This window comes from Streptomyces novaecaesareae (assembly GCF_000716875.1).
Lineage (GTDB): Bacteria > Actinomycetota > Actinomycetes > Streptomycetales > Streptomycetaceae > Kitasatospora > Kitasatospora novaecaesareae.
On sequence record NZ_JNWQ01000021.1, the window covers coordinates 63,662 to 86,503 of the forward strand.

At 71.5% G+C, this 22,842-nt stretch carries 22 protein-coding genes and 1 pseudogene; 7 read left to right on the top strand and 16 right to left on the bottom strand.

Translation table 11 applies throughout. The features are described from left to right. The first annotated feature begins 21 nt into the window (after positions 1-21). The 3 genes from OP86_RS10770 (at position 22) to OP86_RS10780 (ending at position 4,682) form a co-directional block, all read left to right on the top strand. Complete coding sequence (locus OP86_RS10770; RefSeq protein WP_030254840.1) at positions 22-1,299, top strand: extracellular solute-binding protein; 1,278 nt, start codon at positions 22-24, stop codon at positions 1,297-1,299. Between the two features lie 196 nt (positions 1,300-1,495). Beyond that, positions 1,496-2,554: an SIS domain-containing protein gene (locus OP86_RS10775; RefSeq protein WP_030057971.1), complete on the top strand. Its 1,059-nt coding sequence runs from the start codon at positions 1,496-1,498 to the stop codon at positions 2,552-2,554. Between the two features lie 607 nt (positions 2,555-3,161). Continuing rightward, complete coding sequence (locus tag OP86_RS10780; RefSeq protein WP_234434747.1) at positions 3,162-4,682, top strand: sensor histidine kinase; 1,521 nt, start codon at positions 3,162-3,164, stop codon at positions 4,680-4,682. A 513-nt stretch (positions 4,683-5,195) separates the two neighbouring features. Here the strand turns inward: OP86_RS10780 and OP86_RS10785 are convergent. Both OP86_RS10785 and OP86_RS10790 read right to left on the bottom strand, forming a co-directional pair. Beyond that, entirely contained in the window at positions 5,196-5,447 is a 252-nt protein-coding gene (locus OP86_RS10785; protein ID WP_014138019.1) for a WhiB family transcriptional regulator, read from the bottom strand. 367 nt (positions 5,448-5,814) lie between these two features. Then, on the bottom strand, positions 5,815-6,786 hold the full coding sequence (locus OP86_RS10790; protein WP_030057974.1) for a diacylglycerol/lipid kinase family protein: 972 nt from the start codon (positions 6,784-6,786) through the stop codon (positions 5,815-5,817). Positions 6,787-6,836: 50 nt separating this feature from the next. Here OP86_RS10790 and OP86_RS10795 point away from each other — a divergent pair, with 50 nt between their 5' ends. Next, positions 6,837-7,265: a hypothetical protein gene (locus OP86_RS10795; RefSeq protein ID WP_033331561.1), complete on the top strand. Its 429-nt coding sequence runs from the start codon at positions 6,837-6,839 to the stop codon at positions 7,263-7,265. Between the two features lie 55 nt (positions 7,266-7,320). Here the strand turns inward: OP86_RS10795 and OP86_RS10800 are convergent, their stop codons facing one another. The 5 genes from OP86_RS10800 to sodN all read right to left on the bottom strand — a co-directional run bounded on the left by OP86_RS10800 (position 7,321) and on the right by sodN (position 10,941). Continuing rightward, positions 7,321-8,328 carry an RNA polymerase sigma factor SigF gene (locus OP86_RS10800; RefSeq protein WP_234434748.1) on the bottom strand — a complete coding sequence of 336 codons (1,008 nt, stop codon included), beginning with the start codon at positions 8,326-8,328 and terminating at the stop codon, positions 7,321-7,323. 185 nt (positions 8,329-8,513) lie between these two features. Beyond that, entirely contained in the window at positions 8,514-8,924 is a 411-nt protein-coding gene (locus OP86_RS10805) for an ATP-binding protein (RefSeq protein ID WP_030057977.1), read from the bottom strand. Between the two features lie 209 nt (positions 8,925-9,133). Next, a complete protein-coding gene (locus OP86_RS10810; protein WP_030057978.1) occupies positions 9,134-9,607 on the bottom strand; it encodes a GNAT family N-acetyltransferase in 474 nt (157 codons plus the stop codon). Between the two features lie 10 nt (positions 9,608-9,617). Further along, positions 9,618-10,001, bottom strand: a complete 384-nt coding sequence (locus OP86_RS10815) for a nuclear transport factor 2 family protein (protein ID WP_030057979.1) — start codon at positions 9,999-10,001, stop codon at positions 9,618-9,620. Between the two features lie 544 nt (positions 10,002-10,545). Beyond that, positions 10,546-10,941 carry a superoxide dismutase, Ni gene (gene sodN / locus OP86_RS10820; RefSeq protein ID WP_030057980.1) on the bottom strand — a complete coding sequence of 132 codons (396 nt, stop codon included), beginning with the start codon at positions 10,939-10,941 and terminating at the stop codon, positions 10,546-10,548. Between the two features lie 267 nt (positions 10,942-11,208). Between sodN and sodX the strand changes: the two genes are divergently transcribed. Next, positions 11,209-11,571 carry a nickel-type superoxide dismutase maturation protease gene (gene sodX, locus OP86_RS10825; RefSeq protein WP_078588399.1) on the top strand — a complete coding sequence of 121 codons (363 nt, stop codon included), beginning with the start codon at positions 11,209-11,211 and terminating at the stop codon, positions 11,569-11,571. Between the two features lie 13 nt (positions 11,572-11,584). Here the strand turns inward: sodX and OP86_RS10830 are convergent, their stop codons facing one another. The 5 genes from OP86_RS10830 to OP86_RS10850 all read right to left on the bottom strand — a co-directional run bounded on the left by OP86_RS10830 (position 11,585) and on the right by OP86_RS10850 (position 16,368). After that, positions 11,585-12,175 (bottom strand): CGNR zinc finger domain-containing protein, encoded by a 591-nt coding sequence (locus OP86_RS10830; RefSeq protein WP_030057981.1) that lies wholly within the window; start codon positions 12,173-12,175, stop codon positions 11,585-11,587. Between the two features lie 113 nt (positions 12,176-12,288). Next, positions 12,289-13,092 carry an amino acid ABC transporter ATP-binding protein gene (locus OP86_RS10835; RefSeq protein WP_051829929.1) on the bottom strand — a complete coding sequence of 268 codons (804 nt, stop codon included), beginning with the start codon at positions 13,090-13,092 and terminating at the stop codon, positions 12,289-12,291. Continuing rightward, entirely contained in the window at positions 13,089-14,063 is a 975-nt protein-coding gene (locus tag OP86_RS10840) for an amino acid ABC transporter permease (RefSeq protein WP_051829930.1), read from the bottom strand. The genes OP86_RS10835 and OP86_RS10840 overlap by 4 nt, the downstream gene beginning before the upstream one ends. 37 nt (positions 14,064-14,100) lie before the next feature. Next, positions 14,101-15,030: an ABC transporter substrate-binding protein gene (locus OP86_RS10845; RefSeq protein WP_051829931.1), complete on the bottom strand. Its 930-nt coding sequence runs from the start codon at positions 15,028-15,030 to the stop codon at positions 14,101-14,103. Between the two features lie 408 nt (positions 15,031-15,438). Next, entirely contained in the window at positions 15,439-16,368 is a 930-nt protein-coding gene (locus tag OP86_RS10850) for an ABC transporter substrate-binding protein (protein WP_030057985.1), read from the bottom strand. Between the two features lie 585 nt (positions 16,369-16,953). On the opposite strand from OP86_RS10850, the gene OP86_RS10855 reads away from it, so the two are divergent. Both OP86_RS10855 and OP86_RS10860 read left to right on the top strand, forming a co-directional pair. Continuing rightward, positions 16,954-18,147 (top strand): NAD(P)-dependent malic enzyme, encoded by a 1,194-nt coding sequence (locus OP86_RS10855; protein ID WP_030057986.1) that lies wholly within the window; start codon positions 16,954-16,956, stop codon positions 18,145-18,147. Positions 18,148-18,381: 234 nt separating this feature from the next. Next, complete coding sequence (locus OP86_RS10860; protein ID WP_030057987.1) at positions 18,382-19,344, top strand: zinc-binding dehydrogenase; 963 nt, start codon at positions 18,382-18,384, stop codon at positions 19,342-19,344. A gap of 93 nt (positions 19,345-19,437) precedes the next feature. Here OP86_RS10860 and OP86_RS10865 read toward each other — a convergent pair whose 3' ends face one another. From OP86_RS10865 to OP86_RS10880, 4 genes and pseudogenes are all read right to left on the bottom strand, one after another. Beyond that, positions 19,438-20,472 (bottom strand): helix-turn-helix transcriptional regulator, encoded by a 1,035-nt coding sequence (locus OP86_RS10865; RefSeq protein WP_030057988.1) that lies wholly within the window; start codon positions 20,470-20,472, stop codon positions 19,438-19,440. Between the two features lies 1 nt (position 20,473). Then, positions 20,474-21,376 (bottom strand): DUF4097 family beta strand repeat-containing protein, encoded by a 903-nt coding sequence (locus OP86_RS10870; RefSeq protein WP_030057989.1) that lies wholly within the window; start codon positions 21,374-21,376, stop codon positions 20,474-20,476. 191 nt (positions 21,377-21,567) lie between these two features. Next, on the bottom strand, positions 21,568-21,747 hold the full coding sequence (locus OP86_RS10875) for a DUF6104 family protein (protein WP_030057990.1): 180 nt from the start codon (positions 21,745-21,747) through the stop codon (positions 21,568-21,570). A gap of 46 nt (positions 21,748-21,793) precedes the next feature. Next, a pseudogene (locus OP86_RS10880) lies at positions 21,794-22,842 on the bottom strand (hypothetical protein); the annotation flags it as partial.

The following is a 22,842-nucleotide window of genomic DNA, read 5'->3' on the forward strand; positions in this document are numbered from 1 at the left end:
CTCGTCCCTACGCTCGGGATCATGGCACTGGCGATCGGCCTGACGGCCTGTTCCTCGTCGGGCTCGACGTCGGGCGACGGCAAGGGCGGCACCGCCGACCCGAAGGCGGCCACCGGCGCCGTCACCGTCTGGCTCATGGACGACGCCCAGAAGAACTGGCCCGACCTGGTCCAGCGGGTCAACGACGAGTTCGCGGCGAAGTACCCGAACGTCACCCTCAAGCTCTCCTACCAGGGTTGGGCGGACAAGGTCAGCAAGCTGGACAAGGCGATCGCCGACGGCACCGCCCCCGACGTGGTCGAACTGGGCAACACCGAGACCATGAAGTACGTGCTCTCCGGCGCGCTCGCCCCGGTGGACCGGACCACCTTCGACCACTCCGACAGCTGGATCAAGGCGCTCGCCAACACCTGCACCTACCAGGACAAGCTCTGGTGCGTGCCCTACTACGCCGGCGCCCGGGTCGCCGTCTACAACTCCTCGGCCTTCCAACAGGCCACCGGCAGCGCCGAGTTCCCGAAGACCGAGACCGAGCTGCTGACCGCCCTGGACAGGATCGCGGACAGGAACAAGGCGGACAAGACCTACTCGCCGCTCTACCTGCCCGGCCCGTACTGGTACGCCGCGATGAGCTACGTGGCCGCGTACGGCGGCAGCATCGCCAAGTTCGACAGCGCCGGCAACTGGCACGGCACCCTGCACGACCCCAAGTCCCAGGAGGGCATCAGCCACTTCGCCGACCTGGTGCGCAAGTACAACAAGGGCGACCAGGCGGTGAACGAGCAGAACCAGTACGAGTCGATGGCCCGCGGGCGCGCCGCGTCGTTCTACGGCAACGGCTACGAGGCGGCCAGCGTCACCGCGCCGGTCACCGGCGACGCGAGCCTCAAGGACGCCGTCAAGGTGGCCACCATGCCCGGCCCGGACGGCAAGCCGCTGCCGACCTTCATCGGCGGCTCCGACCTCGCCGTCACCGCCAAGTCCACGTCGGTGGCGCCGGCGACCGACTGGGTCCGGATGTTCACCAGCGCCAAGTCCGAACAGGCGCTGGCCGACAAGGACATCCTGCCGAACAACCTCACCCAGCTGAGCCCGCTGAAGAACAAGCCGACCACCGCCGCCGCGGCCAACGCCGTCCCGGACGCCTGGTTCACCCCGCTGGCGCCCGGCTGGGGCGCGGTTGAGAAGCAGAAGATCATCCCGGACATGCTGACCGCGATCCTCAAGGGCAAGTCGGTGGACCAGGCCACCAAGGAGGCCGACGCCGCGATCGACCAACTGATCAACAAGCCGTCCTGACCCGGCCGTCGGGGCCCGCCGCCGCCATCTCGGGAGGCTGCTGCGGGCGGGGCGTTCGCAGGTGCCCGGGGCCGGGCCCGCCCGTAGGATTGCCGGACGAAGAACCGCAGCGAGTGTGCGGACTCGCCGCCGTAGAGGGTCCCCGCCGGGCAGCCGCCCGGGCGGGGTCGAACCATCTCATCGGAGGCAGACCCAGATGTCCGACCCGCAGACTGTTTCCGTCCCCGGCCGGATCATGGCGGCGGAGATGGCCGAGCAGCCGGCCGTCCTCCAGCGCATCCTCGACGAGGGTGCCCCGAAGATCCGCGCCATCGCGGCCGAGATCGCCGCCCGCAAGCCGCGCTTCGTCCTGCTCACCGCGCGCGGCACGTCCGACAACGCCGCGCTGTACGCCAAGTACCTGATCGAGATCCTGCTCGGCAAGCCCGCCGGGCTGACCTCGATGTCCACCACCACCGCGTACGGCGCCACGCCGGACCTCACCGACGTCCTGGTGATCACCGTCAGCCAGTCCGGCGGCTCGCCGGACCTGGTGGCCTCGACCAAGGCCGCCCGCGAGGCCGGCGCCGTCACCCTCGCGGTCACCAACAACGCCGCCTCGCCGCTGGCCGAGGTCTCCGAGTTCCACATCGACGTACTGGCCGGCCCGGAGAAGGCGCTGCCCGCCACCAAGACCTACACCGCCGAGCTGCTGGCGCTCTACCTGCTGGTCGAGGGCCTGCGCGGTGGGGACGGTTCGGCCGCCGAGGAGCTGCCGGGCCTGGCCGCCGGCGTGCTGGCCCGGCAGGCCGAGGTGAGGGCGTTGGCCGAGCGCTACCGCTTCGCCCAGCGGCTGGTCATCACCTCGCGCGGCTACGGCTACCCGACCGCCCGGGAGGCCGCGCTGAAGCTGATGGAGACCACCTACATCCCGGCCACCCCGTTCTCCGGCGCGGACCTGCTGCACGGCCCGCTGGCGATGGTGGACAACGTCTCGCCGGTCATCGCGATCGTCCCGGACGGCAAGGGCGGCGAGGCCCTGCAGCCCGTGCTGGACCGCCTGCGCGGCCGCGGCGCGGACCTGGTGGTGATCGGCCAGCAGCCGCAGGTGGACGCCGCCTCGGCGGGCTTCGCGCTCCCGGCGGGCGTACCGGAGGAGGTGCAGCCGATCCTGGAGATCCTGCCGCTGCAGCTGCTGGCGTACGAGGTCACCATCGCCCGCGGCCAGGACCCGGACGCCCCGCGCGCCCTGGCCAAGGTCACCGAGACCAGATAGTCGCCCGCTCGCCTCCGGGGCGCTCTTGGCCCGGTGCCGACGGTCGGCGCTCCCTCGCTTCGCTCCCTCGCTTCTCCCTTTCGGTACCGGCGCGCCCCTTCGGCTCGGGGCGGGTAGTCGCCCGCCCGCCGCCGGGCGGTGACCGGCCCCTCGTGCGACCGGGCCCCGTCCACAGCCTGTGGACGGGGCCCGGTCGCGTGAGCGGCGGAACATGGTTCGGGGGAGTGCCGGCGGCCGGCGGGCGGCAGCCGGACAACAGGGGCCGGAAAGCGGCGGCCGGAAACACTACGGGCCACGGCGCCGACACGGGACCCTCAACCCATGCGGCACCGCAGCCCGGAGCTGTCGTCGGTCACCGGAGTCGATCGAGGACTGTGCGGGGTCCTCGCTCTGCGGCGTCCGACCGAGGAAAGGCCGCGCGCGGTCAGGGCAGTTGCGCGGGGGGCCTCTCCTTGGTGCCCTTTCATTGTGGACTAGACCAATCTGGGTTGTCCAGGCCACCGGGCGAATTGGTCTAAACAACTCCTCCGCGTCGCGAGGCCTGCACGCCCGGTCCGCCCACCGGTCCGCCGCGCCCCGCCCGGACCGGCGGCGCTACCCTCGCCATGTGCCCTCGTTGAACGAACTCGTCCGCCGCCACACCACCCTCACCGGGGCCGACGTGGAATGGCTCCACATGCTGGTCTCGGAGTGGCAGCTGCTCTCCGACCTCTCCTTCGCCGACCTGGTGCTGTGGATCCCCACCTGGGACGGCGTCCGGTACGTCTCGGTGGCGCAGATGCGGCCCAACACCGGGCCCACCTCCTACCAGGACGACATGGTCGGCCACCTCGTCCCGCGCGGCCGCCGACCACTGCTGGACGCCGCCTTCGACGAGGGCCGGATCGTGCGCGAGGGCGACCCGGAGTGGCGCGAGGAGGTCCCGGTCCGGGTCGAGTCGATCCCGGTCCGGCGCGAGGGCAAGGTGCTCGGGGTGATCGCCCGCAACACCAACCTGCTGACCGTCCGCACCCCCAGCCGGCTGGAGCTCACCTACCTGCAGAGCGCCTCCGACCTCGCCCAGATGATCGCGGCCGGCAGCTTCCCCTTCCCCGGGCACGAGCAGATCGACATGGACGCCGCCCCCCGGGTCGGCGACGGCCTGATCCGCGTGGACGCGGACGGCATCGTCACCTACGCCAGCCCCAACGCCCTCTCCGCCTACCACCGGCTCGGCCACACCTCCGACCTGGTCGGCAGCCACCTCGGCCGGGCCACCGCCGAGCTCGCCCCGCCGTCCCGGTCCGCCGTCCACGAGGCGCTGGTGAAGCTGGCCAGCGGCTGGGCGCCCCGGCAGACCGAGGTGGAGGCGCAGGGGGGAGTGGTGACCCTGCGGGCGATCCCGCTCAAGCCCAAGGGCACCCTGACCGGTTCGCTGGTGCTCTGTCGGGACGTCACCGAGCTGCGCCGCCGCGACCGCGAGCTGATGACCAAGGACGCCACCATCCGGGAGATCCACCACCGGGTGAAGAACAACCTGCAGACCGTCGCGGCCCTGCTGCGGTTGCAGTCCCGCCGGATGGAGTCGGAGTCCGGCCGGGCCGCGCTGGACGAGGCGGTGCGCCGGGTCGGCTCGATCGCGATCGTGCACGAGACGCTCTCCCAGGCGCTGGACGAGCAGGTGGCCTTCGACGAGATCGCCGACCGGGTGCTGGCGATGGTGATGGAGCTGTCCCAGGACGGCCGGGTGGCGACCCGCCGCAGCGGCAGCTTCGGCATCCTGTCCGCCGAGGTGGCCACCCCGCTGTCGATGGTGCTGACCGAGCTGCTGCAGAACGCGCTGGAGCACGCCTTCGGCCCGACCGCCTCCGGGAACCTGGAGGTCAGCGCGCTGCGCGGCCGGGCCCCGGCGACCGGCATGGGCTGGTCGGACAGCTGGAACGGCGGGGCCAAGCCGGAGGAGTACCTGCTGATCACGGTGCAGGACGACGGCCGCGGCGTGCCGGAGGGGTTCGATCCGCAGACGGCGGGGAACCTCGGACTCCAGATCGTCCGGACGCTGGCCACCGGTGAGCTGGGCGGCACCTTCGACATGGTGGCGGGCCCGAACGGCGGGACGAAGGTGATCCTGGAGATCCCGGTCCGCTGAGCTTCCGCCGAGCTTCCGCCGAGCGTGCCGGGCTCGCCGAGGGTGTCCGGTCTGCCGAGCGTGCCGGGCCTGCCGGGCGCGATGAGATTCCGCTGAGAATTCGTTGCGTTCAGGCGCGCGACAGGGGCGCGCACCCGGACGACGCGCCGGGTGCGCACTTCGTGCGCCCGGCGTGCGGAAACAGAAACGAGGCCCTGTCGACCGGGGGGGGTGGGTCGACAGGGCCTCTCAACCCGTTCCGGCCGTCGGGGGGAGTCGGCCGGAACGGGGGCTCTGGGTAGTGCGACACCTCGCCGGTGCATTGCACACGGTGAGCGCCACAGCTCCACGATATTGCTCTAAGTGAACAGTATCAAGTGGCTGGGCGGGTCCGGTGTCGTCGGACCTGCCTGGGCAAGGTCCTTTGTGCGGAAGGCTTCACCAGGAGATGCAGGGAAGCCTTTGATCATGTGTTGATCGGTACTGCGGTCACTGCTGGTGCTACGCCGTGTGATCAGCGGGTGATCAGCGCGATCAGGCGGTGCGGGCGCGGTTGCGGGCGGCGCGGCGCTTCATCGCGCGACGCTCGTCCTCGCTCATGCCGCCCCAGACGCCGGCGTCCTGGCCGGTCTCCAGAGCCCACTGGAGGCACTGCTCCATGACCGGACAACGGCGGCACACGGCCTTGGCTTCCTCGATCTGCAGCAGAGCAGGACCGGTGTTCCCGATCGGGAAGAACAGCTCCGGGTCCTCTTCGCGGCAGACAGCGCGGTGGCGCCAGTCCATGGTCGTCCAACTCCTCCTGCCGACGGGGTGGGCCGACGGCATAATCGATGGCTTTGTGAATGTGAACGCTTTCACGAATCCCGCAACAGCAAAAGAGACCAAAGGCCTACCGGGCCCGGGTGGTCTGTGCTAGGGGGGATTCGGCGATTCGAGGGACACCCCGCGGTCGGTGCTCCTGTGGTTCCGGAGTCGCCGTCGCTGCGATGTGTCCCGATCGCCATGTAGAGGTTCGCAAACCTCGGGCTCGGATACAACCCCCTTCGGGGAGGAATTTTTGATTCTTCGGTGTCGCCTAGCTCACAGCCAGTACTTCTATGGAGTGAAGGGGGCTTGTGCGTTCGAGAAGAAGGGCGAACCCCACTTCCGGTCACACAATCACACGCAGTGCCCGCCGTACGCCTGTGAAACTGACGCGACTCCTGTCTCCAAGGTGGTCCCCGTCGACCTGGAACGGGGTGGGTTCCTCTGAAACCAAGGTGAAGTGTCTGACGTCGTGATAGGAGACGACGTGCTTCCCGGAGGGGCCGGCGGGCGGGGCGCCATCGCTCGAAGGCGTGTACGACCGCAGGATCTGACGGATCGTTCGAGCCGTACCGAACGCCGTCATCCGGGTGATTCCGAAGACATCGAGATCCGTGTCGAAGGAGGCGAGCGGTGAGGGGTAGACCGGGCGGTTGCCGAGGAACGTCCACGGCGAGGTGTTGCTGACTATCGACAGGACCAGCCCCGGAACGGCCCCGTGGCCCGGCAGCTCAAGGGAGACCGGGCCGGAGCGGCGCTGCTCACGCTGGGTGAAGTAGTGCCGGATCGCCTGCTTGACGTACAGGGCGTGGGTGGACTTGTGCCCGGCCCGGCGCTGCTCCTCGACCCGGCCCACCACCCCGGCGTCGAAGCCGAGGCCGGCGGTGAAGGTGAACCAGCGGTCCGGCAGCCCGTCGGTCATCGCCTTGCCCAGCCCGATCGGGCGCTCCCGGCCGTGCTCCAGCGCGTCCAGCAGGGCTCCGGTGGCCTCCACCGGGTCGTTGGGCAGGCCCAGTGCGCGGGCGAACACATTGGTCGAACCGCCCGGCACCACGGCCAGTCGCGGGACCTTCTCGCCCGGGCCGTGCGCCAGCAGCCCGTTCACCACCTCGTTGACGGTGCCGTCGCCGCCCAGTGCCACCACCAGGTCGACCGTGCCGTTCTCCGCCGCCTCTCGGGCCAGGTCGCGCGCGTGGCCCCGGTACTGCGTCTCGGCCACGTCCAGCTTGAGGTCGCTGCGCAGGGCGTGGATCAGCACGTCCCTGGTCCGGCCACTGGTGGTGGTGGCCTTGTGGTTCACGACCAGGAGAGCGCGCATGGGGAAAGCCTACGGGGCGGTACGGACCAACCGGCGGCTACCCTGCTGGAGTGACCGCAGAAACCTCCGCACCCGTACCCGCGGCCGGCTCCGGCCGTCCGGCGTCCCTGACCGTGGGCGCCGCCATCACCGCCCTGGAGGGCGCCGCGCTGGCCGTCGTCGGCGTCTGGGACATGGTGGCCGCGCTGTCCGGCCAGTCCAGGCAGCTGGCCCTGAACGAGTTCGGCGGCCTGGTCATCGTGCTGCTCGGCGTGCTGCCGGTGCTGGCCGCCCGCGCACTGCTGAAGGAGCGGCGCTGGGGCCGCAGCCCGGCGGTGCTGACCAACTCGATCTGCCTGCCGGTCGCGTACTACATGGTCGAGAGCGGCGGCCCGATGATCGCCGTCGGCGTGCTGGTCGGCGTGCTCGGACTGGTGGGCATCGGCGCCCTGCTGAACCCGCGGTCGACGGCGGCCCTGTACGCCCCGTCCGAGGACTAGGGACCGCCCCGGACGCGGAACGGCCGCCCAGCGGGAAGCTGAGCGGCCGTCAGTCCTACTCCTCCACGAGGAGCTTCTCCCGCAGCTGGGCCAGCGTCCGGGCGAGCAGCCGGGAGACGTGCATCTGGGAGATCCCCACCTCGGCGGCGATCTGCGACTGGGTCATGTTCCGGAAGAACCGCAGCACCAGGATCTTCTGCTCCCGGGGCGGCAGTTGGGCCAGCAGCGGCTTGAGCGACTCGCGGTACTCGACGCCCTCCAGCGCCTCGTCGGTGGCGCCCAGGGTGTCCGCGACGGCCGGCGACTCGTCGTCGCTGTCCGGCACGTCCAGGGACAGCGTGGAGTACGCGTTGGCGGACTCCAGGCCCTCCAGGACGTCCTCCTCCGAGATCCCCAGGTGCTCGGCCAGCTCGTGCACCGTCGGGGAGCGGCCGTGCCGCTGGGAGAGCTCGCTGGTCGCCGTGGTGAGCGACAGCCGCAGCTCCTGCAGCCGGCGCGGGACGCGCACCGCCCAGCCCTTGTCGCGGAAGTGCCGCTTGATCTCCCCGACGATGGTCGGCGTCGCGTAGGTGGAGAACTCGACCCCGCGCTCGTGGTCGAAGCGGTCCACCGACTTGATCAGGCCGATGGTGGCGACCTGGGTCAGGTCGTCCAGCGGCTCGCCGCGGTTGCGGAAGCGACGGGCCAGGTGCTCGACCAGCGGGATGTGCATCCGCACCAGCTGGTTGCGCAGCTCGACCCGCTCCGGGGAGCCCTCGGGCAGCGCCGACAGCCGGACGAACAGCGCGCGGGCGGCCTCCCGGTCCGGGGCGCCGGTGCGGTGCGAGACCTGGGCGGGCACGGCGCCGTGCGGTTCGGTGTCGCCGGCCCCGGCCGCCTCGATCGCCGGCTCCGGCGGAGGCGTGGAGTCGGGCGTCGGCTCGGACGTCGGCTCGGTCGGGTGGCTCATCCGGTGGGCGTCCTTCGGGTGCGCTTCGTCGTTGGCGGCGAGGCCGGGAACGCTCGCCTGGGTCGGTACGGCAGGTCCCGCCGTCGCGAGGCCGGTACGGTCCAGATCACTCACGGCCATTCCCCCGTTCCGTTCCGGGAGCACCGGGGCCGGCGGCCCCGGAATCGTCTCGTTGGTCGTACCGCGCGGGGCGGTACCGGGAGCCGTCCGCCGGGCCCCCGGGCGGGGGAGCGGCGGACGGCCCTTGCGCGGGTGCTGCTCGGTGCTGCGCGGTCCGTGCGGTGGGGTGCGGCGCCCGACTAGTGGGCGGCGGACCCACCGCGCTTCTTGTGCAGGCTGATCGACACGGTCTTGTCCTCGCCGACCGAGGAATCGACCTCCCCCGCCAGGGCGGAGAGCACCGTCCAGGCGAAGGTGTCCCGTTCGGGAGCCTTGCCGTCGGTGGTCGGGGCGGCGACGGTCACCTTCAACGAGTCGCCCACCAGCCGGAATTCGCAGGACAGTACGGAGCCCGGCACCGCCTGCTGGAGCAGGATGGCGCAGGCCTCGTCGACCGCGATCCGCAGGTCCTCGATCTCGTCGAGGGTGAAGTCCAACCGGGCCGCCAACCCGGCCGTCGCTGTTCGCAGGACGGAGAGGTAGGCCCCCGCCGCGGGGAGCCGGACCTCCACGAAATCCTGAACACCGAGATCGCCGTCGATCTGGGACACCCTTGCCTCCTGGGTGGCGCGCTGTGCTTGCTTGGTACCCCGCTGGTTACCGCTCTTGCTGCCCCTGTTGTACCCGTGTTGCCGCCCTCGAAGGGGCCCGGGCTGCGGATCCGCCGTCGTTCTGCCGTCCGCACCCCGGTTCGGGGTTACTCATGGTAAGGCATTGCGACGCAGGGTGGCAGACCCTTTTCCGGACTCCGTCGGTCCGTTCAGCGGCCGGCGGCCGCGAGCGCCTCGTCGGTGAGCCGGAAGACCGTCCAGCCGTCCATCGGCACCGCGCCGATCGACTTGTAGAAGTCGATCGAGGGCCGGTTCCAGTCCAGGACCGACCACTCCACCCGGGAGTAGCCGCGCTCGACGGCGATCCGGGCGAGCTCCAGCAGCAGCGCCTTGCCGTGGCCGCCGCCGCGCGCCTCCGGGCGGACGTACAGGTCCTCCAGGTAGATCCCGTGGGTGCCGCGCCAGGTCGAGAAGTTGAGGAACCAGACCGCGAAGCCGACCGGCTCGCCGGTGGCCTCGTCCTCGGCGATCAGGCCGAACAGCGCCGGGGCGGCGCCGAACAGGGCCTCGTGCAGCTGCTCCTCGGTGGCCACCGCCTCGTGCGGGGCCTTCTCGTACTCCGCTAGCTCACGGATCATGGCGTGGATGACGGGGACGTCGGTGGCGACGGCGGTGCGGATCATGCCTGCGAGCCTACTGCTCGGGCCCCGGCTCGTCCCAGGCCTGGACGGAGGTCTGGTCGACGATCCGCCCGTCCCGCAGGTCGGCCATGGAGGCCATCAGCACCCGGACGCCGTCCGGGTAGCGGCAGGACTCCAGGAAGGCGACGTGGTCGCCCTGGACGACCACCTGCTCCAGCTTGTGGGTCATCTCGCGGCCGTAGACGTCGTCGAGCATGGCGCCGATCTCCGCCCGCCCGTGCATCACCAGGGGATGGCTGGGCTGGGTCTTGCGGTCGACCACGCGCAGTTCCGCGTCCTCCGCGTAGAGCGCCAGGAGGACCTCGGTGTCGCAGCGCTCGATGCCCTCGCGCAGCGCGCGGGCGTCGAAGGCGACGGGGGCCGCCATGGTGGTCATGATTCGCTCCTCCGGTCGGGGTCCGTCGGCTCGTACCTCTTGAGCCTACGCCCGGCGCCGCCGACCTCAGGGCCCGTCCGCAAGCTCCCGTCTGCGGGGCGACGCTCCCCCAGCCTTCGGCCGGGAGGTACCCCCAGGGCACAAGCGCGCCTCGCCGCGTTGTCGTCGGTCGCCGATGGCCCCCAGCCTTCGGCCGGGAGGTGCCCCCACCGCATGGACTCCCTCCTCCGCCTTGCGATGCACGCACCCCCACGCCGCCCCGCCCGCCCTCCGGGCGAACGACGCGAGCTTGCGGACGGGCCCGGGAAGGCGAATCCGCGCCGGTCAGCGGGCGCCGCAGGGGGTGAGCCCGAGGGTGAGCAGGGCGGCGGCGAGGCCGACGGCGAGCGGGAGCGTGGGTATTCGGCGAACAAGCGGGTCGTCCACTGCGGGTCGCGCCCTACCTGGGTCGGGGTGGGCGCGACCGGACGTGAACGCACGACCGCCCCCGTCCGGCGGTGCGGACGGGGGCGGTCGGGGGCGGTCGGGTGGCGACGCGTCAGGCTCAGGCCTGCTTGGTCTCCCAGAAGATCTTGTCGACCTCGGCGATCAGGTCCAGCAGGGCCTGGCCGGTGGCCGGGTCGGTGGACGCCTTGGCGGCCGAGGCGGCCTTCAGGGTGTCGTTGATCAGCTTGTGCAGCTGCGGGTACTTCTCGAAGTGCGGGGCCTTGAAGTAGTCGCTCCACAGCACCGAGATGTGGTGCTTGACGGCCTCGGCGCGCTGCTCCTTGATGATGATGGCGCGGGCGCGGAAGTGCGGGTCCTCGTTGGCCTGGTACTTCTCCTGGGTGGCCTTGACCGACTCGGCCTCCAGCTTGGCCTGCGCGGGGTCGTAGACGCCGCAGGGCAGGTCGCAGTGGGCGTGAGCGGTGGCACGCGGTGCAAACAGACGAGAGAACATGGGAGTCCTTCCTTAGATCGTCTTCCCGCGCCCGAGATTACCCTTCCGCCCCCCGGGTTTCGCGATCGGGCGGTGGGCCTAGGGCAAAAGACGGACCGTGAACCGGGCCAATCCGGACATCGAACAGGTGACGGTCCGTACGGCAGACTGGGAGCGGACCGGTGCGGAGGAGGAGTCGTGGCGCGGAGCACGGAACCCGGGGGTGCGGAACGGGCGGGCCGCGGCGGCGCGCTGCCGTTCGGGCTGGTGGACGTGGCGGGCCGGTCGATGGTCCCGACCCTGCGCGAGGGCGACCAGCTGCTGGTCCGCTACGGCGCGCCGGTCCGGCCGGGCGCGGTGGTGCTCTTCCGTCACCCCTTCCAGCAGGACCTGCTGGTGGTGAAGCGGGCCGCCGAACGCCGGGCCGGGGGCTGGTGGCTGCTCTCCGACAACCGCCCGGTGGACAGCGACAGCCGCAGCTACGGTGCTGTCCCGGACGAGCTGGTGCTCGGCCGGGTGCTGCTGCGGCTGCGTCCGCGCCCGGCCTGGCTGGCGCCGGGCCGCCGGCTGGAGCGGCTGCTGCTCGCCCCCCGGCTGGCCCGGGTGCCGGGCCTGGCCCGCCGCCTCGGCGCCTGGGTCGAGGACGTCTAGCCGCTGCGTCCTGCTACGCCCCGGGGCCGCCCAGGGCGGCTTCCGCCTCCTGGCGCTTGCGGGCCCGGTAGGCGGCGACGTTGGCCCGGGTCGCGCAGCGGTCCGAGCAGTAGCGGCGGGAGCGGTTGGTCGAGGTGTCCAGGTAGGCGTTGCGGCAGGGCGCGGCCTGGCAGATGCCGAGCCGGTCGGCGCCCAGCTCGGTGAGGTGGACGGCCAGGCCCATGCAGGCGACCGCGCTGAAGTGCGCGGTGGCGGTGGCCGAGTTGTCGGCCAGGTGCAGGTGCCAGCGCGGCCGCCCGGCGGCGTCCAGGTAGTCGTGCCCGGAGACCAGCGGGCTGACGGGGTACTCCATCAGCAGGCTGTTCAGCAGGTCGACGCCCCGGACCTCGTCGCCCTCGGCGGCGGCTTCGAAGACCCCGCGCAGCCTGGTCCGCACCGCCCGCAGCCGGGGCAGGTCGGACTCGTCGGCGAGCGCGGCGGCCCGTGCGGAGTCGGAGAACAGGGCGCGCACCGCGTCCACGGACGTCAGTGTGTCGGTGCCGCGCTCGGGCTCCTCGGTGTTCACCAGCCGAACGGCGAGATCGGCGTACGAGGCGAGCTCCACGGCGGTCCTTCCAGAAGAATCGGTAACGGGCTGACTGCATCCAGCCTATTACCCGTTTGGGGAAAACGTCGGCGCCCGGCAGGTACTGCCTGCCGGGCGCCGACGGTACGGGTTCAGAGCACCTTGGAGAGGAAGGCCCTGGTGCGCTCGTGCTGCGGGTTCGTGAGCACCTCGCGGGGGTTGCCGGACTCGACGACCACACCGCCGTCCATGAACACCAGCGCGTCGCCGACCTCGCGGGCGAAGCCCATCTCGTGGGTGACGACCACCATGGTCATGCCCTCCTCGGCGAGGCCGCGCATGACGTCGAGGACGTCGCCGACCAGCTCCGGGTCGAGCGCCGAGGTGGGCTCGTCGAAGAGCATCAGCTTGGGCTTCATCGCCAGCGCACGGGCGATCGCCACGCGCTGCTGCTGGCCGCCGGAGAGCTGGGAGGGGTAGTTCTTCGCCTTGTCGGCGAGGCCGACCCGCTCCAGCAGGGCCATCCCGCGCTCGCGGGCGTCGGCCTTGCTCTCGCCCTTGACCTGGACCGGCGCCTCGATGACGTTCTCTATGGCGGTCATGTGCGGGAACAGGTTGAAGCGCTGGAACACCATGCCGATGTCGCGCCGCTTCAGGGCGACCTCGCGGTCCTTGAGCTCGTGGAGCTTGTCGCCCTTCTGCCGGTAGCCGACCAGCTCGCCGTCCACCCAGAGACGGCCGCCGTTGACCTTCTCCAGGTGGTTGATGCACCGCAGGAAGGTCGACTTGCCGGAGCCGGACGGGCCGATCAGGCAGAACACCTCGCCCTGCTTGACCTCCAGGTCGATACCCTTGAGCACCTGGACCAGGCCGTAGGACTTGTGCACCTTCTCGGCGCGGACCATCGGCTCGGCGGAGGCGACGGAGTCGGCGGGGGTCTTGGTCAGATCGGTCATACGTGACCACCTCCCTCAAGCCCCGGGACCACGTCGTGCTCGGTCTTCGGGGCGGGCTTCCCGGCGAACAGGCCCCGCAGCCGCTGCAGCGGGGTGGGCGGGAGGGCACGGTTGGAGCCTCGGGCGTAGTAACGCTCGATGTAGTACTGGCCGATGGTCAGCACCGAGGTGAAGAACAGGTACCAGAGGCTGACCACGATCAGCAGCGGGATGTTCTGGTAGTTCCGAGAGTAGATGACCTGGCCGGCCCGGAAGATCTCCTCCAGGGAGATGACCGAGACCAGCGAGGTGGTCTTCAGCATCGAGATGGTCTCGTTGCCGGTCGGCGGGATGATCACCCGCATGGCCTGCGGCAGGACGATCCGGCGCATGGTCTGGAACCGGCTCATGCCGAGCGCGTGGGCGGCCTCGGTCTGGCCCTCGTCGACCGACTGGATGCCGCCGCGGACGATCTCCGCCATGTAGGCGGCCTCGTTGAGGCCGAGGCCCAGCAGCGCGGCGACGAAGGTCGGGATCAGGACGTTGGTGGACTCGGACCAGAACTCCGGGCCCCACGGGACGCCGATCGACAGCTTGGCCCAGATCAGGCCGAGGAAGTTCCAGAACACCAGCTGCACCAGCACCGGGGTGCCGCGGAAGACCCAGATGTAGACCCAGGCGGTGCCGGAGAGCAGCGGGTTCGGGGAGAGCCGCATCACCGCGAGGATGATGCCGCCGACCACACCCATGAGCATGGAGAGCGCGGTCAGCTCCAGCGTCACGACCATGCCGTGCACGATGCTGTCGTGGAAGAGGTACTGCCCGACGATGTCCCACTTGAAAGCGGGGTTGGTGAAGAGGGCACTCAGCAGCATGGCTGCGAGCAGGGCGATGACGACGGCGCCCACCCAGCGTCCTGGGTGGCGGACCGGGACGGCCTTGATGGTCTCAGGCCGTCCCTTCTCCGGCGTCCCCTTGTCCAAAGAGTTCACGGTGTGGCCTCGGGGGAGAGATGAAGCAGGCGAGGGATCAGCTGACGGCGCCGTTGACGGTCGACTTGTCGATGGCACCGGCCTCGACGCCCCACTTGGTGAGGATCTGCTTGTAGGTGCCGTCGTCGATCAGCGACTGGACGGCGGCCTGGACGGCCGGGGTGAGCTTGGAGCCCTTGGCCAGGGCGACGCCGTAGGGGGCCACGCCGTAGGTGTCGCCGACCTTCTCCAGCTGGCCGCCGGACTGCTTGATCGCGTAGTCGACGACCTGGGAGTCGGCCATCATCGCCTGGTCGCGGCCGGACACGACGGCGTTGGTGACGTCGGTCTGCAGGTCGAACTTGTCGCCGTCGTTCTGGACGCCCGGCTTGCCGGCCTTGGCGCAGTCCGGGTTGCGGGTGTCCTTGATCTCGTCGGCCTGGGTGGTGCCGGTCTGGACGGCGACCTTCTTGCCGCAGAGGTCCTTCGGGTCGATCTTCTCCGGGTTGCCCTTCTTCACGGCGATGGCGCTGCCGGAGTTGAAGTAGGTCACCATGTCGACGATCTGCTCGCGCTCCTTGTTGTCCGTGAAGGACGACATGCCGAGCTGGAACTTGTTCGACTGGATGCCCGGGATGATCGCGGTGAAGCCGGAGTCCTGGACCTCGGCGGTGAGGCCGAGCTTCTTGGCGATGGCGTTGACCAGGTCGACGTCCATGCCGATGACCTTGCCGCTGTCGTCCTTGAACTCGTCCGGCGCGTACGAGGCGTCCGCGCCCACCACGAGCTTGCCGGCCGACTTGATGTCGTCCGGGACGAGTGCGGCCAGCTTGGGGTCGGCCTTGACCTCGTTGACGGTCGCAGAGGCGTTGGGGGCGCCGCCGCCCTCGCTGCTCTTGCTGCTGCTGCAGCCGGTCAGCACGAGGGAGACGGAGGCGGCGACCACACCGGCCGCGAACAGCCGGTTGCGCTTGGTACGGGCGGTCATGAGGGGGATCTCCTCCTGGGAGAGAAGGTCGGGCGGAGCGCGCCGCGGGAGCGGCGCACCGGGGGTGCGAGCCGTACGGCGCTGTACGGGTGCGTCGTACGTCGTCGTACGTGCAAGGCCGGGTTCTGCAGTGCCTGGACGCTGGGACCGCCCAGGGTTCTACGAGTACTGCGTCCGCCACCCTCCGCCGAGGTGGACGTGGTCGAACCGCCTCGACCAGTGGTCGGCTCGATCCGAGATGGGGGGAATCCTGCCATCTGAGGACGGTCAGGTGGCCCTCATCCAGATCAAAATCGGATAACAAGGGGTCACACTGTCCGCTATTCGGACTGATTCCGGCTCCCTGTCACCCTGCGCATAAGTATCCAGATCCCTCTGTGCTCCGCCCGGAGGCCCGCCGCCCTCCGCTCAGATGCCCCCGTTGACCACGGCGTTCTGCGCCGCGCCGGCGCTGACGCCCCACTTGGCGAGGACCTTGTCGTACTCGCCGCTGCGGATCAGCTGGTCGACCGCCTTGGCCAGCGCGTCCCGCAGCTCGGTGTCGCTCTTGCGCACCGCGATCCCGTACGGGTTGGAGGTGGACTGCGCGCCGGTCACCTCGAAGCGGCTGCCGCCGTCGGTGGTCTTCGCCGCGTAGGCGGCCACCGGGAAGTCGTTCAGACCGGCCGCGGCGGCGCCGGAGGCGACCTCGGCCAGCGCCTTGGCGTCGCTGTCCAGCTTGTGCGTGGTCAGCTGGCGGCCGGTGCGGGCGCAGACCGCCACCTGGCGGGTGACGATCTCGTCCTGGGTGGTGCCCTGCTGGAGCGCGACGGTCTTGCCGCACAGGTCGTCCAGAGACTTGATCCCCTTGGGGTTGCCCTTCGGGACGACGATCGAGGTGCCGGCGATGAAGTAGTCCACGAAGTCCACGCCGGGGTCGGCCGGCCTGCCGTCCGCCGCCGGGCCGCCCTCGCGGCGCTGGCGGATGTCGCTGAGCGCCGACATCGCCACGTCGTACTGCTTGCCCTGCAGGTTCGGCACCAGCTTGTCGAACGGGGTGTCCACGAACTCCACCCGCACGTCGAGGATCTTGCCCAGGGCGGTGGCGAGGTCCGGGTCGAGGCCGGTCGGCTTGCCGTCCGGGCCGCGGAACTCCACCGGGGTGTAGTTGACGTCCATGCCGATCCGCAGCACCCCGGCCGTGCGCTGGGCCTTCGGCAGCTTGCCCCGGATGTCCTTGACCGGGTCGTCCGCGGCGGCCTGCCCGCCGCCGCTGCAACCGGTCAGCAGCAGGGCTCCGGCGGTGGCCAGGACGGCGCCGGCCAGGGCCGGACGGCGGGCAGGGAGGGGGTGAGGCATGAGGGATGCTCCTGAGGGGAGGGACGTGCGGCCGCCACGGTGTCGCGGGGGTGTACGCCACATGGCGGACAAGCGATCCTGCCATCCCGGCCTGCCGGGCCCGGCGGCGGGTGTGTCAGAATTCGGTACCGGGTGACCCCCGAACGCTCGAACCAGACCGACGAGCCCCGACAGGCTCGGGTTCTCGGGAACGGAAGTCCTCACGCGGCTCCGTATCCGGAGTGCCGAATCCCCTTCGGGTCTGCGTTCACTCCTGCGGGTGTGCGTGCGCTCAAGCCGTTGCCGCCGCCGGAGCCCGGCGCTTCCGACGCCGAGCCCCTGGGACGCGACAGCACGGCGATGAACCGCACGCGACGAGGACGAAAAGGCATAGGTGCGATGCCTTTGTCCGACCTAGGCTCGGCCCGGTAGCACAACGCGGACAACACAAGACCCCATAAAACCCTCATCAGAGGGCGCCGCCCGACGGCAGCGCCCCGACCCCGACCCCGGGTCCGCTTCGGCGTACCCGGTTCCCGGTTTCCGGACGGGTCGTCCTGTCCGTCGGTCGTTCGCCCTCGCCAGAACAATGACGAAGAGGTCATCGTGGCAGCGGAGATCATCAGCAGCACCCAGGACACCGACGATCCGGTCGACGCGGTTTTCGCGCTCCACCGCGGCGGCAAGATGGAGATCCGGGCGACCGTCCCGGTGCGCGACGCGGACGACCTGTCCCTCGCCTACACCCCCGGTGTCGCCCGCGTCTGCACGGCCATCGCCGAGCAGCCGGAGCTGGTCAACGACTACACCTGGAAGGCCAACACCGTCGCGGTGGTCACCGACGGCACCGCGGTGCTCGGCCTCGGCGACATCGGCCCGCAGGCCTCGCTGCCCGTGATGGAGGGCAAGGCCATCCTGTTCAAGCAGTTCGGCGGCGTGGACGCGGTGCCGATCGCGCTCGCCTGCACCGGGGTCGACGAGATCGTCGAGACCGTGGTCCGGCTGGCGCCCTCCTTCGGCGGCGTCAACCTGGAGGACATCTCCGCCCCGCGCTGCTTCGAGATCGAGCGCCGGCTCCAGGACGCCCTGGACATTCCGGTCTTCCACGACGACCAGCACGGCACCGCGATCGTCACCACCGCCGCCCTGTGGAACGCGGCCGAGGTGACCGGCCGCGAGATCGGCTCGCTGCGGGCCGTCATCTCCGGCGCCGGCGCGGCCGGCATCGCCATCGCCAAGATGCTGGTCGCGGCCGGCATCGGCGACGTGGCGGTCTGCGACCGCAAGGGCGTGGTGTACGAGGGCCGCGGCGACCTCACCGACGTCAAGGCCGAGATCGCCGCGCTGACCAACCGCACGGGCGTCAAGGGCTCGCTGGCCGACGCGCTGGCCGGCGCCGACGTGTTCATCGGCGTCTCCGGCGGCACCGTGCCGGAGGAGGTCGTCGCGACCATGGCCGACGGCGCCTTCATCTTCGCGATGGCCAACCCCAACCCGGAGATCCACCCCGAGGTCGCGCACAAGTACGCGGCCGTCGTGGCCACCGGGCGCAGCGACTTCCCGAACCAGATCAACAACGTGCTGGCCTTCCCCGGCATCTTCGCCGGGGCCCTGCAGGTCCGGGCCAGCCGGATCACCGAGGGCATGAAGCTGGCCGCCGCCAAGGCACTGGCCGGCGTGGTGGCCGACGAGCTGACGCCGCAGAAGGTCATCCCCTCGCCGTTCGACGAGCGGGTCGCGCCGGCGGTCACCAAGGCCGTCGCCGAGGCCGCCCGGGCCGAGGGCGTGGCCCGGATCTGACGCGGTCGGGGGAGCGCGCCCGCCACGACGGCCGCTCCCCCGCCTCCCCCCGAGCCGAAGGGCGCGCCGCTGCCGAAAGCGAGGAGCGACAAGCGAGGCACGAGCGCCGGAGCGACGAGTGTCGGCAGCGGGTCCGAGCGCCCGGAGGCGAGCGGGGGAAATCGCCGCGGCCGGGACGCGCGTCACACCTACGCGTGGTTCCCGGCCCCGGCCGTCCCGGCTATCGTCCGGGACATGTTTGCTGCCTACGCCGCACGTATCGACGCCGACGACCCGCTCGCCGGGCTGGAGTTGGGCGAGCTCCCCGAGCCGCAGGCCCGTCCCGGGTGGAGCCTGGTCACGGTCAAGGCCGCCAGCCTCAACCACCACGACCTGTGGTCGCTGCGCGGGGTCGGCCTGCCCGCCGAGAAGCTGCCGATGATCCTCGGCTGCGACGCCGCCGGTGTCGACGAGGACGGCAACGAGGTGGTCATCCACTCGGTGATCGGCCAGACCGGCCACGGGGTGGGCCCGAAGGAGCCGCGCTCCATCCTGACCGAGCGCTACCAGGGCACCTTCGCCCAGCAGGTGGCCGTCCCCACCTGGAACCTGCTGCCCAAGCCCGCCGAGCTGAGCTTCGAGGAGGCGGCCTGCCTGCCCACCGCCTGGCTGACGGCCTACCGGATGCTGTTCACCAACGGCGGGGTCAAGCCCGGTGACACCGTCCTGGTGCAGGGCGCGGGCGGCGGTGTGGCGACGGCGCTGGTCGTCCTCGGCAAGGCGGCCGGACTGCGGGTCTGGGTCACCGGCCGGGACGAGGCCAAGCGCCGCCGGGCGGTGGAGCTCGGCGCCGACGCGGCGTTCGAGAGCGGTGCCCGGCTGCCCGCGCGGGTGGACGCGGTGATGGAGACGGTCGGCGCGGCGACCTGGTCGCACTCGGTGAAGTCGCTGCGCCCGGGCGGCACCATCGTCATCTCGGGTGCCACCTCCGGCCCCAACCCGAGTGCCACCGAGCTGAACCGGATCTTCTTCCTGGAGCTCAAGGTGGTCGGCTCGACCATGGGCACCAAGGAGGAGCTGGCCGGGCTGCTCGCGCTCTGCGCCACCGCCGGCGTCCGCCCGGTGATCGACTCGGTGCTGCCGCTGAGCGAGGCCCGGGACGGCTTCGCCCGGCTCGCCAAGGGCGAGGTCTTCGGCAAGATCGTGCTGAACCCCTGACGTCAGGGCGCGTCTTGTCGGACACGCCCTGGGGCCCGGCGCTCCCCGCGGGAGCACCGGGCCCGGATCCTTCGCGCCCCGACCGGGCGGCCGTCAGCCGAGCAGCCGCTTCAGCCGCTCGCCCGCGGCGCCCAGCACCGAGCGTGCCTCGGCCAGCTTGTCCGTGCTCACCCCGCCGTCCCGGGCCGCGTCGCGGACCTGGTCGCGGAAGCGGTCGAGCAGTCGCTCCAGCTCGCGGGCCGGGTCCTCGGCCGGGTCGGTGTGCGCCCACGACGGCAGGTCGGCCGGGGTGGCGGCCTCGTCCTCGTCCAGGTCGATCCGGGTCACGGTGACCCGCTCGCCCGGGGTGGCCGGCTCGTCGCCCGGGTGGCCCCAGCGGGCCGCGTCGGCCAGGCCGGACAGGCCCTTGGTGAGCTCGGCCAGGCCCTCGGCCAGCCCGGTCGGCCAGTCGCCCTTCGCGGCGTGCTCGCGCACCTGCTGTTCGACCCGGCGCTTGATCCGCAGGGCCTCCTGCTGCGCGGCCGTGCGCGAGGCCTTGGCCTGCTCGCGCAGCCGGCGGGCCTCCTCCTCGGCGGCCTTCGCCTTGGCCTTAGCGGCCTTCTCCTGTTCCCGGGCGCGCTTGGCCTGCTCCTTGGCCTGCCGCTTGAACTGGGCGAACTCCTCCTTGGCACGCTGCCAGGCGTCGTTGTCGCCCCAGGGGCCGGCCCACGGGTCCCCGCCGTCCTTGGCGCGGTCCGGCCGGGGAGCCTGCCTGGCGGCCTGCCACAGCTCCTCGCGCAGGTCCTTGGCGCTGTCCCGGACGTCCTCGCGGATCGCCCCGGCGAGCTGTGCCACGGAGTCCCGGATCTCCAGCTCCAGCTCCTCCAACTCGCCCTGTCGGGCTTCGAGTTCGGCGCGACCGGCGTCGGTCAGCCGGTAGACCTTGCGGCCGCCCTCGGTGCTGTGGGCGACCAGGCCCTCCTGCTCCAGCTTGGCCAGCCGCGGGTAGACCGTCCCGGCGGAGGGGGCGTACAGGCCCTGGAAGCGCTCCTCCAGCAGGCGGATCACCTCGTAGCCGTGGCGGGGGGCCTCGTCCAGCAGCTTCAGCAGGTAGAGCCGGAGCCGGCCGTGGCCGAACACGGGGCTCATCTCAGGCCTCCTTGGTGAGGTCGGGCTTGCCCGGGCCGGCCGGGAGCTCCTTGGCGGGGCCGTCGTCCTCGGGCTCGGGGCGGCTCAGGACGGTGACGGCGCCGGATACGGTGGTCACGTTGAGGCTGCCGCGGCCCTCGCCGAGCTGGCCGGACAGCTTCTTGGCGCCCCAGCTGCCGCTCAGCTTGAGCTGTTCGAAGCTGCTGGAGATGTCGCCGCTGGTGGAGCCGGCCTCGACCTTGGCGTCGGTGCGGGAGGGGATCCGGATCGCGACCGGGCCGCTGACGGTGGTGACCTTGACGTCGGCCTCGCCGTCGACGTCGAGGTCCAGGGTGACGGCGCCGGTGACGGCGTTGACCTGGACCCGGTCGGCGGTGCCGGCGACCACGGTGAGCTGACCGGAGACGGTGTTGACCCGGAGCTGACCGCCGACCGCCTGGGCGTCCACGTCGCCGGTGACGGTGTTGGCGTCGGTGCGGCCGCTCAGCGCGACCAGGGTGGCGTCGCCGTTGGCGCTCTGCACCGAGACGTTCCCGGCGATGCCGGAGACGGTGGCGTGGGCCGAGACGGTGCCGACCTTGACCTCGGCGGAGGCCGGGACGGTCAGGGTGACACCGGCGACCCGCTTGCGCTTGAGGGTGCCGAAGAAGCTCTTGACCGAGCCGACCGACTTGAGCCAGTCGCCGAACTCGCCCCAGCTGTTGATGTCCTTGTAGGTGACCGTCAGGACGCCGTCCACCAGCGTCACGTGCAGCGGCTCGCCCTGGATCTCGGTGACCTCCAGGCGGGCCGGGCCCTCTGCCGCCACCACGTTCACGGTGCCGTCGATGATCCGCACGTGCACCGCGCGGACCGCCTCGTCGATGGTGATCCTCTCGGGGCCGTCGACCGTCCACTGGCTCATCTCTGCCGCCTCCCGTTGCCGATCGCGATGTATCGCGTCCTCTGCTAAAGACGATATATCGCGTGCTGGGAGAGTCAAGCGCCCCGGACCCGGAACCCGCCCCCGACCCGACCCCGAGGTTTCCCCTACGGGACGCGCGAGAGGCCCGGGAGGCGGTTGCCTCCCGGGCCTCTCGTCGGGCCGTCACCGGGTCACTCGTCGTCCTCGTCGTCGAGCCGGGCCAGCCAGGTGGCCAGCCGCTCGACCGGGATCTCGAAGTCCGGGTTGAGGTCGACGAACTCGCGCAGGCGCTCGGCCAGCCACTCGAAGGTGACCTCCTCGTCGCCGCGCCGGTTCTCCAGCTCCTCGATGCCTCGGTCGGTGAAGTACACGGTTCGCTCCGGTCGGATGGGAAGTGACCTGGTCAGGATAGACCGGTCAGCTGGCCCGCCAGGTGCTGACGGTGGCCTTGGCGGCCCCGGTGGTCGGGTCGGCCTGCTCGATCACCGCGATGGCGATGTTGCGGGTGACCCGGTCGCGGATGCAGAGCAGACGGCCGGGGGCGACCCGGTTGTACGAGAGGTCGGTGTCCGGCCGGGAGTCGATCGCGGCGGCGCACTGCTCGGCGGTGACGGACGGCTCGGTGATCACCGCGAAGTCCGACTTGTCGTCCCCGTAGCTGGCGAAGGCGTTGGCCTTGCTGCCGTTGCTGTTGTTGGACACCCCGAGGCCCCACTTGAGCTCGCCGGAGTGCGGCACCACGGTGCCGGCGTCCAGGTCGATCCGGTAGGTGTCGCTGGTGTACTCGGCGCCCGGGATCGACAGCGACTTCTTGTCCAGGATCGGCGCGTAGCCGGTCGGCCGGGCGGGGGCCGAGACGGTGCTCTGGCCGGACTTCGAGGGCGCGGCCGTCACCGAGTCGCCGGTGGAACCGGTGGACGCGGTGGAGGAGGTCGTCTTCTCCGGAGTCGGGCTCGGGCTCGGGCTCTGGCTCGCGGTGACCGGGCCGGCCGACTTGGTGTCCGTCTTCTTGCCGTCGTCCAGTTTCTTCATCAGCGCCACGCCGCCCGCGGTGCCGCCGACGGCCATCACCAGGGCGACGGTGAGCAGGACCTTCCAGGACACCCCGCCCTTGCGCTTGGGCTCGGGCCCGGGCGCCGGGTCGGAGCTCACCACCGGGCCGGGCGGCGGGGTGTCGAAGGACGGCGGCTCCGGCTGCAGCCGGACGGTGGGCGGCGAGGGCAGCAGCGGGGCGGTCGGCGACTCGGTGGGCGGCTGCGGGGCGCCGTACGCGCCGAGCGGCGGCGGTGCGAAGCCGGGCGGGGGCGTGGCGGGCTGCTGCAGCGGGTGCGCCGCGGTGGCCGGGTGGGTCGGTGCGGTGGCCGGGTGGGTCGGTGCGGCGGCCGGCGGCGGGGGAGTGGCCGGGGCGGCCGGGACCGCCGGAGCCGGGGTCGGCGGGGTGGCGGGGGCGGCCGGCAGCGGGGTGG